Here is a 17035-nt window from a genome sequence, read left to right on the forward strand (position 1 = left end):
AGGTTCAGGGAGTTGCCAGCCAAAGGGGGGAAGGGTGGCACACTCAACCGAGAGGCCGAGCGTGGATATTCAAGCTGACGGTGGTGACTGATCAGGTTCCTCTCAGAAATCAGGTCGTCGGTTTTTCGCCGGCCCCTTCGTTCAGTGCGTTGGCGATCATAGCCGCAAGCGTCTCTTCAGCGCTGCGGCGGGCATTCGCATCCTTGCCGCCAAGATCATTGCGCAGCCATTGGGGCGCGCGCTCGACCGTCCGTTCGATGATCGCTTTCATATGGTCGTCCATGGTCATCGCCTATGAGCGTCAATGCGTATTGGCGCAATAGCGGGCGGTCACACGGCATCTCTCCAATTATCTGTGGATAACTCGCAGCGCCTCTTGCACGTTGCGTTCTTGATATGTTCTAGGCGTCGATCATGGAATCAGATGAGCCAGATCGCCCTTTAGCCGATGACCTTCACGTGCCCGAGGGCCGTGAGCGGCTGGGGCGCGCGCATCAGCTTCGCGTCGATATTTCCATCGCACTTTCGATGGCACCACTTTGGCTGCGCCGGGCTCTGTCCGATCGCAATTTTGCCCGTTCCCGCGGCGCGCGCCTCGATATCGTCGAGCGAATTGCCGCAGCCATCGAGCGGAGATTTACCGTTCAGTGGCGCGGCTCAGATGATGAAGGCCAAAATGCCCGTCCAGTTGAGGACGGCGGGCCGCTTTTTGGCGGACCAGATTTTTGTGACGCGCATCAGGCACATGCGCCACTGAAATCTCGATCAATTGACTCCGTGACAGTATCAGAGGAACATATAGAGAACACGTGAGTCTCATCCATCATGCCGACTGTCCCGCGCCCGGAAAGGCTGCAAGCCCTTATTGCCGAAATCCAGGCTATAGCGCCGGTTTCGCGGGCCGATGTGCCGTGCCTGCCCTTCGGTATTGCCGCCGTCGATGACCGCCTGGCAGCAGGCGGGCTGGTGCGCGCCGCGCTGCACGAGATTGCCGGCGACACCGGCGCGCTGGGCGATGACGCCGCCGCCACCCTCTTCACTGCGGGCATCGCGGCCAGAGCGTCGGAAGGCGATATTCTCTGGATCATGTCCCAGCCCGACCTGTTCGCGCCCGGCCTTGCCTGCGCCGGTGTACCGGCGACCCGGCTGATCCAGGTCGAAGCCGGCAAGGACGACCACGCTCTTGCCGTAATGGAAGAGGCGCTGCGCCATGGCGCACTGGCAGCCGTGGTATGCGAGGTTACCCGCATCGGCATGACCGCCACGCGTCGCCTGCAACTGGCGGCTGAGGAGGGAAACACCACGGCCCTGCTGCTGCGGCGCTGGCGACGGTCCGCGCAAGATCCGCTGGGCCAACCTTCCTCTGCGCTGACGCGCTGGCGCATCGGCTGTGCGCCGTCCGATCCCTTGCCGGTATCTGGCGTCGGTCGCTCGCGCTGGCAGGTGTCACTGGTGCGCCAGCGCGGCGGGGATCCTGATAACTGGCTACTGGAGGGCTGCGATGCGACGGGTCGCCTCGCTGTTCCTGCCGAGCCTCGCCGTCGATCGGCTGCGCCGAAACGAGGCGAGGACCGGCAGGCCGCCTGAACGGATATCTGCGCTCCAACTGCCCGTCCTTCCGCTCGAAGAGGAAGACGGCTCGTCCTGCTCCTGCCCACGTGGCGGCGGGTGGCGTCCTGGCGCGCGCTGGGCGCAGACTGCCGGGGCGGGCGCCGCGATGGGCACGCGCGAGGAACAAATCGATAGCCTGCCTGCGCATCAACGTCCCTCGCCGCGTGAACTCGGTCGCCGCTCGGAGGCGGCCGACAATCCGTTCAAATCGGGCAAGCAAGCGGCAGCGCCAAATCTGAAGCCCCTTGGACATGCGCAGCCAGACGCATCGCCGCTGGTCACCAGCATCCTTCACAAGCAGCGCATGGTGATCGCCGCACTCGACGCGCAAGCTGCAAGCCTTGGTCTCTTTTCCGGCATGCCGCTCACCCAGGCTAAAGCCATGGTGCCCGGCCTCGATACGCGCGACGCTGACCCGGTGGGAGATGTGCGGGAGCTGGAACGGCTCGCGCTGTTCGCCGTGCGGCGCTGGACGCCGACCGCACAGGTCAACGCGCCTGACGGGCTGCTCATGGACCTGACCGGCGTTGCCCATCTCTTCGGAGGCGAGCAGGCGATGGCGCGGCGGATCATCGGCTTTTGCCGTCGGATCGGGTTGGACGCGCGCATCGCTATAGCGGGCACGGCGGGCGCTGCCCATGCGCTCGCCCGCTATGGCAAAGAGCGCATTGCGATCTGCGACGTGCATGGGGAACTGGAAGCGATCAGCAGCTTGCCGGTAGCGGCACTGCGGCTCGATGACCGCCAGCGCAGCGCCGCCCAGCGCCTCGGGATCGAGCGCATCGCCGATCTCATCGCCATGCCGCGCGCGCCGCTCGGCCGCCGTTTTGGGGCCAGTCTGCTTCACCGGCTCGACCAGGCAATCGGGCGGGTTGGCGAGCCGCTCGTCGGCATTGTCCCATTCGAACTGCCGCAGGTGCTGCGGATCTTTGCCGAACCCATTGGCTCGGCTGAGACGATCGCGCGGGTCATGGCCGACCTTGCCGATGATCTGGCGCGGACATTGCGCGAACTGGGGCTTGGCGTGCGGCTTCTGCGTCTTGTTTGCGAGCGGGTGGACAAGGAAGAACAGATCGTCACGGTCGGGACCGCGCGCGGCACGCGCGACATCGGCCATATGCTGCGGCTGCTCGCGATGAAGATCGAGACCATCGATCCAGGCTTCGGCATCGAACGCATGCGGCTGCTCGCGTTGCGCAGCGAATCCCTGGCGCCCACGGCGATCGACGCCGATCTGGGGACGGGCGAAGCGGCGGATATCGCACTCCTCGTCGATCAGATCGTTGCTCGGCTGGGGCAGGGGGCCATTTACCGTCCGACCATGCGCGAGAGTGATGTACCCGAGCGCGGCGTTGGGCGCATCGCGCCACTGGCTGACGCTATGCCCTGGCCGACCTTATGGCCACGGCCCGCCCGCATTCTGCGGCGGCCAGAGCGGATCGACCATGTCATGGCCGAGCTTCCCGACCAGCCGCCACGCCGCTTCGTCTGGCGCGGGGTCGCCCATGTCGTGGTGCGGGCAGATGGACCGGAGCGTATTCGTGGAGAATGGTGGCGTCGGCGCGGCGAGAGCTATGCCGTGCGCGATTATTTCCGGGTGGAGAATGAGCGGGGCGAGCGTTTCTGGGTGTTCCGGCGCGGCGATGGCGAAAATCTGCGGTCGGGCGATCTCTCCTGGCACATCCATGGTGTGTTCGGATGATGAGCGAGGATTATGTCGAACTTCAGGTCACCACGCATTTCTCCTTCCTGCGTGGCGTGTCCTCCCCTGACGAACTGTTCGCTCAGGCCGCCTGGCTCAAGATACCGGCACTGGGCGTCGTCGATCGCAATTCGGTAGCCGGGATCGTGCGCGCCTGGCAAGCGGCCAAGGAAACCGGCGTCCGTCTGATCCCCGGCTGTCGGCTGGATCTTGCCTGTGGCACCAGCCTGCTGGTCTATCCAACCGACAAGGCCGCCTGGTCGCGGCTGACCCGCCTGCTGTCCGTTGGCAAGGCGCGAGCAGGGAAGGGGGCCTGCGAGCTGCATTGGGAGGATGTCGAACAATGGCACGAGGGGTTGATCGCCATCCTTGTTCCCGATCTGCCCGACGACGCCAATGCACGAGCGCTCTGCCGTTTAAACCTTACATTTGGCGATCGCGCCTATCTTGGGCTGTCGCTGCGCCGAAGGCCGGACGATGCGATCCGGATTCATGGTCTCAATGCGCAGGCGCGATCGCATCATGTGCGATCGGTGGTGCTGGGTGACATCCTCTATCACAGCAATGATCGCGAGCTGTTGCAGGATGTTGTGACCGCGATCCGTCACCATTGCACCGTCGATGCGCTGGGGTTCAAGCGCGAGCGCTATGCCGATCGGCAGCTCAAGTCCGGCGCGGAAATGGCCCGGCGCTTTGCCGCCTATCCCGATGCGCTGGCAGCAACGGCCGACATCGCGCATGCCTGCACCTTCGACCTCGATCAGCTTCGCTATCAATATCCGCAGGAAGCAAGTCCGGGCGAAACGCCGCAGCAATTGCTGGAGCGGCTGACGGGGGCGGCATCGGCCCGCATGTTTCCCGATGGCGTGCCCAAAGCCTATGCCGATCAGCTTGCCCATGAGCTCGGGCTGATCGAAAAGTTGAGCTATGCCCCCTATTTTCTGACCGTGAACAGCATCGTCGCTGAAGCGCGAAGGCGGGGCATTCTCTGCCAGGGGCGGGGATCGGCGGCGAACAGCTGCGTCTGCTTCGTGCTGGGCATCACCTCGATCGATCCCATCAAGCATGAATTGCTTTTCGAACGGTTCGTGTCGGGCGAGCGCAAGGAACCGCCCGACATCGACGTCGATTTCGAACATGAGCGGCGGGAGGAGATCATCCAGTGGATCTATGAGACCTATGGCCGCACCCGCGCCGCTCTGACGGCGGTGGTAACGCGCTATCGCGCCCGCGGCGCGGTGCGCGAGGTCGGCAAGGCGCTGGGTTTGCCCGAGGACATGACCGGGGCGCTCGCGGGGCTCGTGTGGGGATGGTCGCTCGAAGGCGTGCGCGACGATCAGGCAAGCGAACTCAATCTCGACACCAGCGATCCGCGTCTTGCCCTGACGCTGGAGCTGTCGCGTGAACTGATCGGCACACCGCGCCACCTCTCGCAGCATCCTGGCGGCTTTGTCCTGACCTCGGACCGGCTGGATGAGCTAGTGCCGATCGAACCTGCAGCCATGGAGGACCGGCAGGTCATCGAGTGGGATAAAGATGACATCGATGCGCTGAAGTTCATGAAGGTCGATATTTTGGGTCTGGGCATGCTGGGCTGTATGCGCCGGGCCTTTGCGCTGCTGGCGGAGCATCGCGGCGTCGCCATGACCATGGCGTCGCCAACACTCCAGCGAGATGATCCGGCCGTTTATGCCATGATCCAGCGCGCGGACACGCTCGGAGTCTTCCAGATCGAGAGCCGTGCGCAGATGTCAATGCTGCCGCGGATCAAGCCGGAGAAATTCTACGATCTTGTGATCGAGGTGGCGATCGTTCGGCCCGGGCCGATCCAGGGCGACATGGTGCACCCCTATCTGCGGCGGCGCGAGGGCAAGGAGAAGCCGGAATATCCGCGCGAGGAGTTGCGCGCCGTGCTGCAGAAGACGCTGGGTGTGCCGCTGTTCCAGGAGCAGGCGATGAAGGTGGCCATTGTCGGTGCCGGGTTCACGGCCGCTGAGGCCGACCAGCTGCGCCGCGCTATGGCGACGTTCAAGTTTACCGGCGGCGTCAGCCATTTTTACGACAAGCTGGTCGAGGGCATGGTGGGGCGCGGCTATCCGCGCGACTTTGCCGAGCGCACCTTCAAGCAGATTGAGGGCTTCGGGTCCTATGGCTTTCCCGAAAGCCATGCGGCGAGCTTTGCCAAGATCGCCTATGCGTCGAGCTGGATGAAGTGCCACCATCCCGATATCTTCTGCGCGGCTCTGTTGAACGCGCAGCCCATGGGCTTTTACGCGCCTGCGCAGATCGTGCGGGACGCCCGTGCCCATGGCGTGGAGGTGCGGCCGCCCTGCATCAACCGCAGCCGTTGGGATTGCACGCTGGAGCCAACACGCGGGCGATACCTCGCCGTCCGGCTGGGGCTGCGTATGGCACGTGGGCTTTCCAACCTGCACGGCGCCATGATCGTGTCGGCGCGAGGGGACGCGCCCTTCGATAGCGTCGAAGGCGTTTGGCGACGGGCAGGGGTGCCGCCGGCCGCCATCGAGCGGCTGGCGGATGCGGATGCATTCCACGCCCTTGCCCATGATCGAAGGCAGGCGCTTTGGCGCGTGAAGGGGCTGGGCGACAAACCCCTGCCACTCTTTGCGGCTGCCGACGCGCGGGAAGGGCGGTTCGGTCCGGAAGGGGACGAGCCCATGGTGACGCTGGAGCCGCTCAGCGAGGGAAGGGAGGTGGTCGAAGATTATCGGACCATTCAGCTTTCGCTTCGGGCGCATCCGCTTGCGTTTCTGCGCGAGGATTTGCGACGGCGCGGGGTCAAGTCTGCAGCCGAACTCGATCAGGTGAAGGACGGGCAGCATGTCGAGGTGGCGGGGGTCATCCTTGTGCGGCAGAAGCCGGGGTCGGCTAAAGGTGTTCTGTTCATCACGATCGAAGATGAAACCGGGATCGCGAATGGCATATTGTGGCCGGACCGGTTTGAGGCGCAGCGGCGGACGGTCTTGGCATCAGCAATGGTCGGGTTGCGTGGGCGGTTGCAGCGCGAGGGGATTGTCACGCACATCATCATAGATCGCGTGATCGACTATACCCCTCTTCTCAGATCGATCGGTGAAGCCAAGCTGTCTGCCGCCACTTGCGCCGCCAGCGATGGTGAAGCAGACTTGTCGAAGCGGGCAGCGAGAGATGATGCACCTTGTTTGCGGCTTCAATCGCGCAATTTTCACTGAACAGATCATTGCGTGGAGGGCTTGCGGCTGCCTCTTGGAATTCGGTGGATCTGGCCGAAGTGGACTCTCAAGCCAGATGCCAACGGGCGGGCGCGACCGTCACCTGCACATAATCAGTTGGCGTTTCTGGTGCGCTTGTCCGCGCTGACAAGCGCGGGAATGTCGGCGCGCATTCCCGTGTTGGTTTGGTAAATCTCGGCGAGCCGGTCCAGAAGCGACTCGACGACCCCTTGCCCCTTCTCGGTCAGGCTAACCTTAATTCCGCGTCGGTCCCGATCGGTCGCGTTGCAAAGGACCAGACCGATCTTCTCCATTTCGTACACCTTGCGACATGCTGTGGGGAACGGGACATTTGCGAAACTGCAGAGCGACCAGAGATAGACGACCCTCTCCTCCCTCTCGGCAATATAGAGTTCCAGAAGCATGTCCCAGACGGGACTGGCGCAATAGCGATAGCCCAGCGTGTCACCAAGAGCTTTACGCATCGTCACCAGCTTGCGACAGGCATCCATGCGAGCAACGACTTGATACGGCATTGTCTTTCTCCCTTTGCTAAGGGCGCTGCGCGTGCTCGGCCGGGCCGATCGCTGCGGCGCCTGCCTACAAAAATCCTTTTCTACGAAAGCTCAGGCTGCCCTCCCGGGCGATAAGAATATGATCGTGCACCGCGACACCCAGCGCTGTGGCGGCCTCGACGAGCTTGCGGGTCATGATCCTGTCACTCCGGGAGGCTACAAGACGACCAGATGGATGATTATGCGCAACGATGATGGCGGTCGCGCCGAGCTCAAGACAGCGCTTGAGCACTTCGCGCGGGTAAATATGGACAGCGGAAACGGAGCCGATGCTGGCTACCTCGTCGCATAGAAGCTCATTGCCTGCGTTGAGATAGAGTACCCGAAGCTGCTCTTGCGGGGCAAACGCCATCGCGCCTCTCAGATAATCAAGGACGGCGGGCTCATCGGCCAGCACGGCTCCACGTGGAAGGCGATCTCGCAGGACGTGGTGGATAGCCGTTCGAACCGATGAAAACAGCCCCTCCAGATCATCGCCACCAACAGCTTTGACGCGCTCCCCCTCCGTAGCGTTGAGGGCCTCGGGAAAGGACCCAAATCGTTCGAGAAGCCGGTCAGACAATTCTCTCGCGCGATCGGGCGCTCCCAGACCGATCAGGTCTTCCAGGATTTGTCGACACCCAGCCGGGCCAGCCGTTGCTGGTGTCGCCAGGTCGCGGCAATCAGAATGATCTGGGCAATCCAGCTCCAGAGCGCCACGGCATCCATATAGGCTTTTGGCACCACAGCCGGCACAGCCACGCGCATGATGTGGATCGAAAGTTCGGCTACCAGCATTCCCGAAACCCAAAGCGGCCAAAATCGCGTGCTTTTGAAAGAAAGCCATAAGAAAATACCCAGCATGGCCGTGTCGACAAAGAGCATGCCGTGCTCGACACCCTGGAACCGGAAGGCAATGGGATGGGCGAGCGCAATGCTGGCGATGACGCCGCTCACAAAGGTTGCCGCCCCGATCTGCTCGGGCCGGCCACCCTTTGCGAACCCATAAATCGAGCTCACGACCAAAAGTCCGACGAACATCATTTGTCTGGTCATATCGACTTCGAAACGGAAGTGTCGTTCCCAGTCAAGCGCTTGACGATCGTCGCTCAGGCGGCGCGGAGATGGTTCGGTACCGCCGGCTGCTGGCTTTGGCCAGTTGCGACCTTGAAGACATCGCCATAGGCCTGCTCGCCAAGACCGATGTCGTCACTCACGCGCTTGAGCTGGTCATGGGTCGCGACGAGCTCTGCCCGCGTCTTGGCAACCAGCATGATGGCCGAGGCGGAGGACTGGAATGCGTCCTGCCCGATCGCTGCGTCCAGGCGCCCTTCGAGACGGGCGAGGGGAAGGGCGGCATTGAGTTCGGCGATGCGAGCCGCCGCAAGGTCGATAGCTTCCTCCGCAGCGTGCATCCGCTGCGCGATCGAATGGGCGATAATCTGACGTTGTCTGGGCATGATGTCTCCTCCCGCATTCCACAGGAATGCATGGTTCATGAAATTGATTGTCGGATGGTGCCTTACGGGTGGGCGAAACTGTCCATGACCGTAAGAAGCGATATGGCCGAGCCGGCAAGCAGGAGCCCCAAGGCGCCCAATGCCGCTACGGTAACGATGGCTTTTGATTGGTTCAGGTCATTACTCGGTCTCCTGCCTGAGCGGAGCGGGACCCAGTCGACGAGGGAGGTTGTGAGGCGTTCGAGCGAATAGCTTCCCTGTTCCTCAACAAGCTGCCCATCATCATCCGGATGCCCATCCGCTTCGTGATCAGCAGGGATAGTTGCCGCTCTCTCGACCTTGGAGGAAATTACCAGCGATTCGGGGGGTGGTAAAAAATAGGTATCGACAAATTGAATTTCGCGGCCGGTTTCGAAGGCCAGCACGATCTGCGCTGCATCAGCGCGACTCATCCCATTCAGCGCAACCCGAGCTTTATCAACATGTTTGTCGACCGTGCCGGGCATGATGCCTAGCTTGGGTCCGATTCGCTTGGAAATCATCCCTCGCGCAACAAGCGCTAGACATTCACGCTGACGATCGCTCAGCGACTCGACGGCGGCGCGATATTTCTCCAGCTCGGGAGGCAAAATGTTGCTTGTCACGGTGCGACCCGACCCTTGCATGCGTCGGCGACCATAGCCGGGAGAGCCAGGCGAGGTGGCCGATCCGTTTCGATAAGCTATGAGTGTCATCAAACTGACACGCAAAAGCAACGCTCTTATATCGAATGGCATAGAGCCATTGGCGTACCGTCTGGGAACGAACAGGAGAAAAGGAAGAGGGGAGAGGTCGGCTTCTTTTAACCTCAGGATTTCCCCCATGTGCAGCCCTTTGGCCGCTGGTCTGTCGAGTTGTCTCGAAACCATCCTCTCGCAGGAGCACTGGCTCGGGCGAAAGCATGTTGTAAGTTTAAAGCGATCACGCCCCTGCGGTTGGCGCATTCCTCGGCATCGCAATCCCGCTGATGCGAGCATTATGGCATCTGACTCGCGGAGTTTGCCATGAGCGCTGACATGGCTGCAGCCGGAGAGCACATTGTCCGGCGACTCGGGGGCGTCTGGTCCAACGGGTGGGGCATGTGCCAATGCCCGGCTCACGAGGATCGCACGCCGAGCCTGTCCGTACGGTGCGGTCGGACCGGCCTCCTGTTCAAATGTTTTGCCGGCTGCACAATTACCGAAATTCTGGCCGCACTCAGGCGCGAAAAGCTCGATGTGCCAGGTGGGGAGAGCCGAAAGTTCGAGCGCCTCCAGCCTGCCACCGACATGCGGCGATATGCCGCTCGTCTCTGGCGCGAAGGACGACCTGTCAGCGGCACTCCGGCGGAGCGCTATCTGCGCAAGCGGTCAATTCCGGCGATCCATGATCTCATGCGCTACCACCCGGCCACACCCTTAGGTCGAGGTCGAGCGGTTCGACGGTTGCCCGCATTGCTTGTCGCTGTCGGGCAACCGCGCCGACTGGCAGCTGTCCAACGGATATTTCTGCAGCCCAATGGTCGGCCGGCTTTGCTCAGCCGGACAAAGCGCGCGCTCGGTCCGCTATATCGAGATGCCGTGCAGTTGTTCGAACCGATGGATACGCTGGGTCTGGCAGAAGGCGTGGAAAATGCCCTATCCGCGTCCTTGCTTCTCTCCATCCCGGTTTGGGCGAGCCTTGGCGCCGAGCGATTCGATCGGATCGAGATACCGTGCCGCATCAAGCGCCTGATCCTCCTCGCCGATAACGACGATGCGGGCAGGCGGGCCGTAACCAAAGCTTTGCAGAGCTACGCACTTCCGGAACGCGAGATCATTGTCCTTTGGCCGGCAGCGCCATTCAACGACTGGAACGACATGCTGCGGGCAGGAGGGAAAGTGAGGTTGGGATGGGAGCGGAATGCGGCCTGATGGTCAGGGCGCCCGCGAACAGGAGAAAGCTCATGTCCCAGGCACTGCCCGACATTCAGGTTCCCGCTTCCAAGCTCTCGATCGCTCCTTCCAATGTCCGCAAGCGGACTGACCCCGTGGCCGATAGCGAACTCAAGGCCAGCATCCTCGCACGCGGCATCATCCAGAACCTCATTGGCCTGCCGGTGGCGCGCAAGAAGGGCGAATATCAGATCACCGCCGGCGGTCGCCGTCTCACGCAGCTCAAGGCACTGATCGATGAGGGCAAGCTGCCGGCCGATTACCCGGTGACGGTGAAGCTGCTGAGCAATCGGAACGATGCGGCAGAAATCAGCCTTGTTGAAAATTTCAATCGGCTCAACATGTCGCCGGCAGAGGAATGCCGCGCGTTCCAGACGATCATGGAGACCGAGAAGAAGAGCCCGGCCGACGTTGCCATACGTTTTGGGCTCACCGAGCGTTTCGTGCTGGGGCGTCTGCGACTTGCTGGCCTTGCGGATCCCGTCTTTGACGCCCTCGCTGATGGGACCATTACGCTCGATGTGGCGAAGGCCTATGGCAGCATCACCGACACAGCCCGCCAGGCAGCCGTCTTCGAAGAACTTGCCGACGGCTACTACGCCACGAACTGCGCGGAAATCCGGCGCCGCCTGATCTCCGGCTTCTATCGCGGCAATGATCCCAAGGCCCTGCTCGTCGGGCGCGACGCCTACCTCGCCGCCGGTGGCAGGATCGACGGTGATCTCTTCTCCGACAATGCGAGCGAAAACTGGATCGACAGCGACATAGTCGAAACGCTGGCGCAGGAACGCCTGGAGGCAGCGGCCGCGGCGCTGAGATCAACCGAGGGCTTTGGCGAACTGCGCGTCGTCTGCCACAGCCGTGTCCCGTACATGGAAACCATCGGCCTGGATCCAATCGAGGGTGAACCGGCGGAGCTAACTCCCGAGGAGGAAGAGCGGCAGCGCGCGATCGAGGTCGAGCTGGAGACAATTGCCGAGAATGCCGATGAAGATGGCTATTCCGACGAAGAGATCGAACGGATCGAGGGGCTGGAATCGGAATATCAGGGCCTGACTGAGCGCCCGCCGGTCCTCGGTGCCGACCAGAAGGCTACGTCGCTGGCCTATCTCGTGATCGGCGATGACGGCACCCCCCGGCTTCACGAACAAATCTACGCGATCCCGCAGCCTGAACCGGAGGTCGACGAGGATGCCGATACCCAATCCCAGGAGGAGGATGAGAGCGCCGATGAGCCGGTCGATGAGGCTTCCGGACGGTCGCCGATAAGCCAGAAGCTGGCAGAAGAATTGGCTCTCATGAAGACGGAAATCCTCCGGGTCCATGTCGCGAGCGATCCCCATTTTGCTCTCGACCTCGGCGCTTTCATCATGGCCGACGCGGCGGTTGCCTATCGCTACGACATGCCGAGCGATCTGCGCGCCACCGTGCCCAGTACCCGCGTCGGCAATTTCGAGAGCGACACGCCCGCCGCGGAAAGTTGGGATGAATTGCAGGCGGGCCTCGACCGCAGCTGGATCGATGCAGGCGGGATATGCGAACGGTACGACGCTTTCTGTGCGCTCGCCGATACGGCGCGGGCGGCCTGGCTTGGCTGGGCGGTTGCCAGAACCCTCCATGCGGTGCCCGCAGGTGACCGTTCGGCCATGCTCATCGACCACCTCGGGACCAAGCTCGACATCGATGTTGCGCAATGGTGGCGTCCGACCGCGCGACGCTATTTCGATCGGGTAGCCAAGCCAACGATCCTGGACCATTTCCACGAGGTTGGCGGGGCCGAACTGCGCAGCCGGTACAGCGGCTTGAAGAAGCATGATCTCGCGCTTTCTGCCGAAAAGCTCTTTGGCGGCCAAATCATCGTCGAGGCCGATATCAAGGATCGGGCGATGCAATGGCTACCGGACGCGATGCGCTTTGGTCCGCTTGAGGATCTCGCTCCCCCGGAAAGCGAGCCGCAGTCCCCCAACGGCGAGCCTGCGTCCGCTGATCAGCAGAGCGACTTGCCCGAAGCGGCCTGAACGATCGTGGGCGGGGCCGCATGCGAGCCTCGCCCAAATTTTCCGAACATCGAAGTCGGGCAGGCCCTGCCGTCCGACAATCTCGCCTGGAGCCGTTCGGCTACGGGCATCAGGAGCTTGCCATGACCTCAGATCATTTCGCCGCCGTTACCGCTGGCACCGGGCCGCACGATCAAAAAATCTGGACTCTCACTTCGGTCGCGAAGGACCTCTGCGAACTCATAGCGAGCGGTCAGCCGATCAGCCGGCACCGTCTCACCCGTCTGATGACCGCCTATTTCGGTGCTGGCGACGCGACGGGCGTCTGGTCGCTGCGCGAGGCGTTCGACGCGCTGGAGACAGCTCAGGCCTTGGCGCTCATGCGAGATCCGCTGAACGAGGCGTCGCCCGAAGCTGTCCTTGCTGACCTGCTGGCGCGATCCGAGCGGCTGCCAACCCAGTCGGTCCGATCGGAGCGCCAGGTCGACATGCAGCAATTTTCAACGCCGTTGCCACTGGCCTATCTCGTAGCACGCGCTGCCGTCATCGGGGCCGACGATCTGATCCTTGAACCCTCTGCTGGTACCGGGCTGCTGGCCATTTTTGCGCGACTGGCGGGCGCGGGCCTTTTCTTGAACGAACGCGATCCCGTGCGAGCCGGCCTTCTTGGGCAGGCCCTAGGTGCCGAAGTCAGCTGCTACGATGCCGAGTTCATCGACGACTTTTTACCTACAGCCGTGCGGCCCAATGTCGTGCTTATCAACCCACCTTTCGCCCGCAGCGAACAGCGGGGACGCGACGCGCATGCCGGTGCCCGGCATCTTCGCTCCGCCCTCGCGCGTCTGACGCCCGGCGGCCGATGCGTTGCGATCATGTCGCCGGCATTTGCCCATGATGGAAGCGGGGAGAAAGGCTACCGGGCTGTCGCTGACCTTGTCCCGCCGCGCGTGGAAATCACGATCCAGGGCAGGCCGTTTGCAAAGCATGGCACCAGCGTGTCGGTCCGTCTGATGATCTACGACAAGGGCTGGACCGGCGCGCAAGAACGGATTTGCGTGCCAGACATAAGAGCGGCCCTGCCGCATATTCTTTCGATGCCGCCAAGGCTGGGATCGCTCGATAGCGCGCAGCGTGAGCCGGCAGGAACGACTAAAGCACGGATCCCGGTGCGAATGCCTGTCAGAACCCATGCGCCGCTGATAGCGCTGCCTTCAACCACAATTGGACGCAAGCTCAGGCCGCGCGCTACCGCCGCGTTGGATACGACGGTAGAACCGCTCGCTTACGCTGTTCGCGAAACGCCGCGGTCCGCCGACGAGCAGATCGGCATCTATGTGCCCTGGCGTCTCTCGCGGATGGATATTCCGGGCGGAAAGCCGCATCCCGACCAGCTCGTCGAGTCGATCGCAATGTCCTCGATCCTTCCTCCCGCGCCGACCTATGTCCCGATGCTGCCCCGCTGCGCCGTCACCGCGATGTCGGACGCGCAGCTCGAAACCCTTGTCTACGCGGGACAGGCGTTCGAGCGCGATCTGCCCGGTCTCCACGCGCCCAATGAAGCTGGCACGATGCTTATGCCTGACAGTGCGGGGCGCGCCTATCGCATGGGCTTTTTCATCGGCGACGGCACTGGCGTCGGCAAAGGTCAGCAGGTCGCAGCCTGTATCCTGGACCAGTGGAGCCGCGGTCGCCGCAAGGCGATATGGATATCCAAGAGCTCGGCACTGATCGAGGATGCGCGCCGTGACTGGGCGGCGCTGGGCGGCCTGCCGATCGACATCCAGCCGCTGGACGCCATTCCATTCGGGGCGCCGATCTCGATGGAAAGCGGCATCATCTTTCTGACCTATGCGACGCTGCGGTCCCAGCGCCATGACACGGCCTCGCGCCTTTCGCAGCTGCTGGCTTGGCTCGAAGATGATTTCGAAGGCGTCATCTGCTTTGATGAAGCGCACGAAATGGCCAACGCCGCAGGCACCGAAACCAAGTTCGGCACCCAGAAGGGGTCGGAGCAGGGTCTGGCCGGCGTTCGCCTTCAGAACCTGCGCCCACGCGCCCGCGTCCTCTACATTTCGGCGACCGGCGCCACCGACCCCGCCAATCTTTGCTACGCGATCCGCCTGGGCCTTTGGGGGGCGGGCACGTCGTTCGATGATCGAGCCGCTTTCATGGGCGGCATCGAGAAGGGCGGGATCGCCGCGATGGAAATCGTCGCGCGCGATTTGAAAGCCCTTGGGCTCTACACGGCGCGCGCGCTGACATTCCGCGGCGTTGAATATGATCCCCTCGTTCATCCGCTGACCCCGGCCCAGATCGAGACTTACAACGCTTATGCCGATGGTTGGGCCGTCATCCACCGCAATCTCGATGAAGTGCTCGCGCTCACCAACATCGTCGACCGGATGGAGGACAAGGCGCTCAATGCCCAGGCCAAGGGCTCTGCGCTCTCGCGGTTTGAGAGCGCCAAGCAACGCTTCTTCGCGCAATTGCTGATCGCAATGAAAGTGCCCAGCCTGATCGATGCCGTGACCCGAGAGCTTGATGCAGGCAATCATGCGATTATCCAGCTTGTGACGACGGCCGAAGCCATGCTGGGGCGACGGCTCGCAAGTCTGTCTGCCGAGGAGCGCGCCAACCTCGATATCGAACTATCGCCTCGGGAGGCGATGATCGATTACCTCAAGACGGCCTTCCCAGTCCGCATGATGAAGATCATCACGGGGAGCGACGATGCAGAGCGCTCCGAACTGATGGTCGATGAGGCTGGCAACCCTGTCTTCTGCCAGGCGGCCCTCGCCATGCGTGACGAGATGATCGAGGCGCTTTGCGCCTTGCCGCCAATTGGCTCGGCGCTCGATGAAATCATCCGACATTTCGGCACCGAAGCCGTGGCGGAAGTGACCGGACGGACCCGACGGCTCATTGTTGACGCAAATGGCCGCCAGCGTGTCGAAAGCCGGAGCGGTCGAAGCAACATCGTTGAAGCCGAAGCCTTCATGTCTGGGGCCAAGCAGATACTGGTCTTCTCCGACGCCGGCGGCACGGGGCGGAGCTACCATGCCGATCGCAACTGCAAATCCGCGGACCGCCGGCGGATCCATTTCTTGCTGGAGCCTGGATGGCGCGCGGCAAACGCCATTCAGGGTCTTGGTCGCTCCAACCGCACCAATCAGGAGAGTGCGCCCGTCTTCAGGCCAGTGACCACGGATTGCCGGGGCGAGCGCCGCTTCATCAGCACCATTGCGCGGCGGCTCGACAGCCTTGGCGCCCTCACTCGCGGCCAGCGACAGACGGGCGGACAGAATATGTTCGACCCCTCGGACAATCTCGAAAGCGATTATGCCCGCGATGCGCTCATCCAGTGGTACCATCTTCTTTACCGCGGCAAGCTCACCAGCACGACCCTTGCCGCCTTCATCGACATGACGGGCCTGCGCCTCCTGGACAAGGAAAGCGGCGGTCTGCTCGATGATCTCCCGCCTATCCAGCGATGGCTCAATCGCCTGCTGGCTCTGCGGATCGCGATCCAGAATGCGATCTTCGAGGAATATATGGCGCTGATCCGGGCGCGCATCGATGCGGCGCGTGAGGCCGGGACGCTCGATGTCGGCGTCGAAACCATGCAGGCAGAGCGGATGGCCCTCCTCGACGAGCAGGTACTGCGGCGTGATCCTGTGACGGGCGCCGAAACACGGCTTAGTCGGATCGAACTGCATTTTCGCAAGCGTGCCCTCAGCCTCTTGCGGCTGGAGCGTGATTATGGCGGTGTCGAAGCTATTCGGCTGCGCAACGGTCGGTCGGGTCGCGTTGCACTCCGGGTGCCAAGCTGGAGCAGTATGGACAATGATGGCAATGCGATCGCCATGTGGCAGCTTGTTCGTCCAACCGGCCGCGACCGCATCCGCGATACCGCCCTACAGGAGAGCCTCTGGTCTCCTGTCGATAAGGAGGAATTCGAACGCCTCTGGGACACAGAGGTCGAAGAGACCCGATCAAAGCTCGACGTTGAAACGATCAGCATGGCAACCGGCCTCCTGCTTCCGGTCTGGGATCGCCTTCCTGATGACGATATGCGGGTCTGGCGGGTTACTGACGCGGAAGGCAACTCGCTGCTCGGACGCATCATTTCGCCCTATGGACTGGAGAAACTCGCCCGTTCCTTCGGTGTCGACATGTCCACTGTGCTGAGCCCGGCGGAGATGATCGCTGGCGCCAGAGGGAGGCAAGGGGTTCCGATCGTCGGCATGGATACTGCACGACTGGTGCAGGTCCATATGAACGATGCGCGACGGCTCGAAATTCGTGATTTTCCCGCCGCACGGCGGGATTGGCTGAAGTCGATCGGCTGCTTCACCGAGATCATCAATTACAAGACGAGGCTGTTCGTGCCCACTGACCGTGCCGAGGCCATCCTCGACCAGATCGTCCGCACCGGCGAGCAATGGAGCCGGCTTGCTGGCGTGAAGGCGGCCTGAGGCAGCGCCGACCAGTCAGGCGAGCAGAAGGGAAGGGGGGTGGGGAAGGGCGGCGGCGAAGCGCGGTTGGAA

Annotated in this window: 13 protein-coding genes and 1 pseudogene; 8 read left to right on the top strand and 6 right to left on the bottom strand. The window is 62.6% G+C overall.

The genetic code is table 11. From position 1 onward, the window contains the following. Positions 1 to 109: 109 nt before the first annotated feature. Positions 110 to 283 (bottom strand): DUF6771 family protein, encoded by a 174-nt coding sequence (locus tag B2V90_RS14655; protein WP_293921977.1) that lies wholly within the window; start codon positions 281 to 283, stop codon positions 110 to 112. A 131-nt stretch (positions 284 to 414) separates the two neighbouring features. Here B2V90_RS14655 and B2V90_RS14660 point away from each other — a divergent pair, with 131 nt between their 5' ends. From B2V90_RS14660 to B2V90_RS14675, 4 genes are read left to right on the top strand one after another with little or no spacing between them, the layout of a single operon-like run. Then, positions 415 to 813 carry a hypothetical protein gene (locus B2V90_RS14660; RefSeq protein ID WP_157228575.1) on the top strand — a complete coding sequence of 133 codons (399 nt, stop codon included), beginning with the start codon at positions 415 to 417 and terminating at the stop codon, positions 811 to 813. Between the two features lie 12 nt (positions 814 to 825). Then, complete coding sequence (locus B2V90_RS14665; protein ID WP_026109607.1) at positions 826 to 1587, top strand: ImuA family protein; 762 nt, start codon at positions 826 to 828, stop codon at positions 1585 to 1587. After that, a complete protein-coding gene (locus B2V90_RS14670) occupies positions 1502 to 3313 on the top strand; it encodes a DUF6504 family protein (RefSeq protein WP_157228574.1) in 1812 nt (603 codons plus the stop codon). Before B2V90_RS14665 ends, B2V90_RS14670 begins: the two co-directional genes overlap by 86 nt. After that, positions 3313 to 6525: an error-prone DNA polymerase gene (locus B2V90_RS14675; protein WP_017503115.1), complete on the top strand. Its 3213-nt coding sequence runs from the start codon at positions 3313 to 3315 to the stop codon at positions 6523 to 6525. Before B2V90_RS14670 ends, B2V90_RS14675 begins: the two co-directional genes overlap by 1 nt. 113 nt (positions 6526 to 6638) lie before the next feature. Here the strand turns inward: B2V90_RS14675 and B2V90_RS14680 are convergent, their stop codons facing one another. The 5 genes from B2V90_RS14680 to B2V90_RS14700 all read right to left on the bottom strand — a co-directional run bounded on the left by B2V90_RS14680 (position 6639) and on the right by B2V90_RS14700 (position 9402). After that, entirely contained in the window at positions 6639 to 7061 is a 423-nt protein-coding gene (locus B2V90_RS14680; protein ID WP_293921980.1) for a MarR family transcriptional regulator, read from the bottom strand. Between the two features lie 64 nt (positions 7062 to 7125). Beyond that, positions 7126 to 7662 carry a JAB domain-containing protein gene (locus B2V90_RS14685; protein WP_017503686.1) on the bottom strand — a complete coding sequence of 179 codons (537 nt, stop codon included), beginning with the start codon at positions 7660 to 7662 and terminating at the stop codon, positions 7126 to 7128. 32 nt (positions 7663 to 7694) lie between these two features. Continuing rightward, on the bottom strand, positions 7695 to 8123 hold the full coding sequence (locus B2V90_RS14690; RefSeq protein ID WP_017503687.1) for a hypothetical protein: 429 nt from the start codon (positions 8121 to 8123) through the stop codon (positions 7695 to 7697). Between the two features lie 65 nt (positions 8124 to 8188). Beyond that, on the bottom strand, positions 8189 to 8539 hold the full coding sequence (locus tag B2V90_RS14695; protein ID WP_017503688.1) for a hypothetical protein: 351 nt from the start codon (positions 8537 to 8539) through the stop codon (positions 8189 to 8191). Between the two features lie 62 nt (positions 8540 to 8601). Further along, positions 8602 to 9402 (bottom strand): helix-turn-helix domain-containing protein, encoded by an 801-nt coding sequence (locus tag B2V90_RS14700; RefSeq protein ID WP_293921984.1) that lies wholly within the window; start codon positions 9400 to 9402, stop codon positions 8602 to 8604. A 444-nt stretch (positions 9403 to 9846) separates the two neighbouring features. Between B2V90_RS14700 and B2V90_RS23230 the strand changes: the two are divergent. From B2V90_RS23230 to B2V90_RS14715, 4 genes and pseudogenes are all read left to right on the top strand, one after another. After that, a pseudogene (locus B2V90_RS23230) lies at positions 9847 to 10134 on the top strand (DUF7146 domain-containing protein); the annotation flags it as partial. Between the two features lie 21 nt (positions 10135 to 10155). Beyond that, complete coding sequence (locus tag B2V90_RS14705; protein ID WP_293921986.1) at positions 10156 to 10470, top strand: toprim domain-containing protein; 315 nt, start codon at positions 10156 to 10158, stop codon at positions 10468 to 10470. 32 nt (positions 10471 to 10502) lie between these two features. Next, on the top strand, positions 10503 to 12509 hold the full coding sequence (locus tag B2V90_RS14710; RefSeq protein ID WP_293921988.1) for a ParB/RepB/Spo0J family partition protein: 2007 nt from the start codon (positions 10503 to 10505) through the stop codon (positions 12507 to 12509). Between the two features lie 122 nt (positions 12510 to 12631). Next, positions 12632 to 16963, top strand: coding sequence for a strawberry notch-like NTP hydrolase domain-containing protein (locus tag B2V90_RS14715; RefSeq protein WP_293921990.1), 4332 nt, complete (start codon positions 12632 to 12634; stop codon positions 16961 to 16963). The last annotated feature ends 72 nt before the right edge of the window (positions 16964 to 17035 follow it).

Source organism: Sphingobium sp. UBA5915 (genome assembly GCF_002431195.1).
Taxonomy (GTDB): Bacteria; Pseudomonadota; Alphaproteobacteria; order Sphingomonadales; family Sphingomonadaceae; genus Sphingobium; species Sphingobium soli.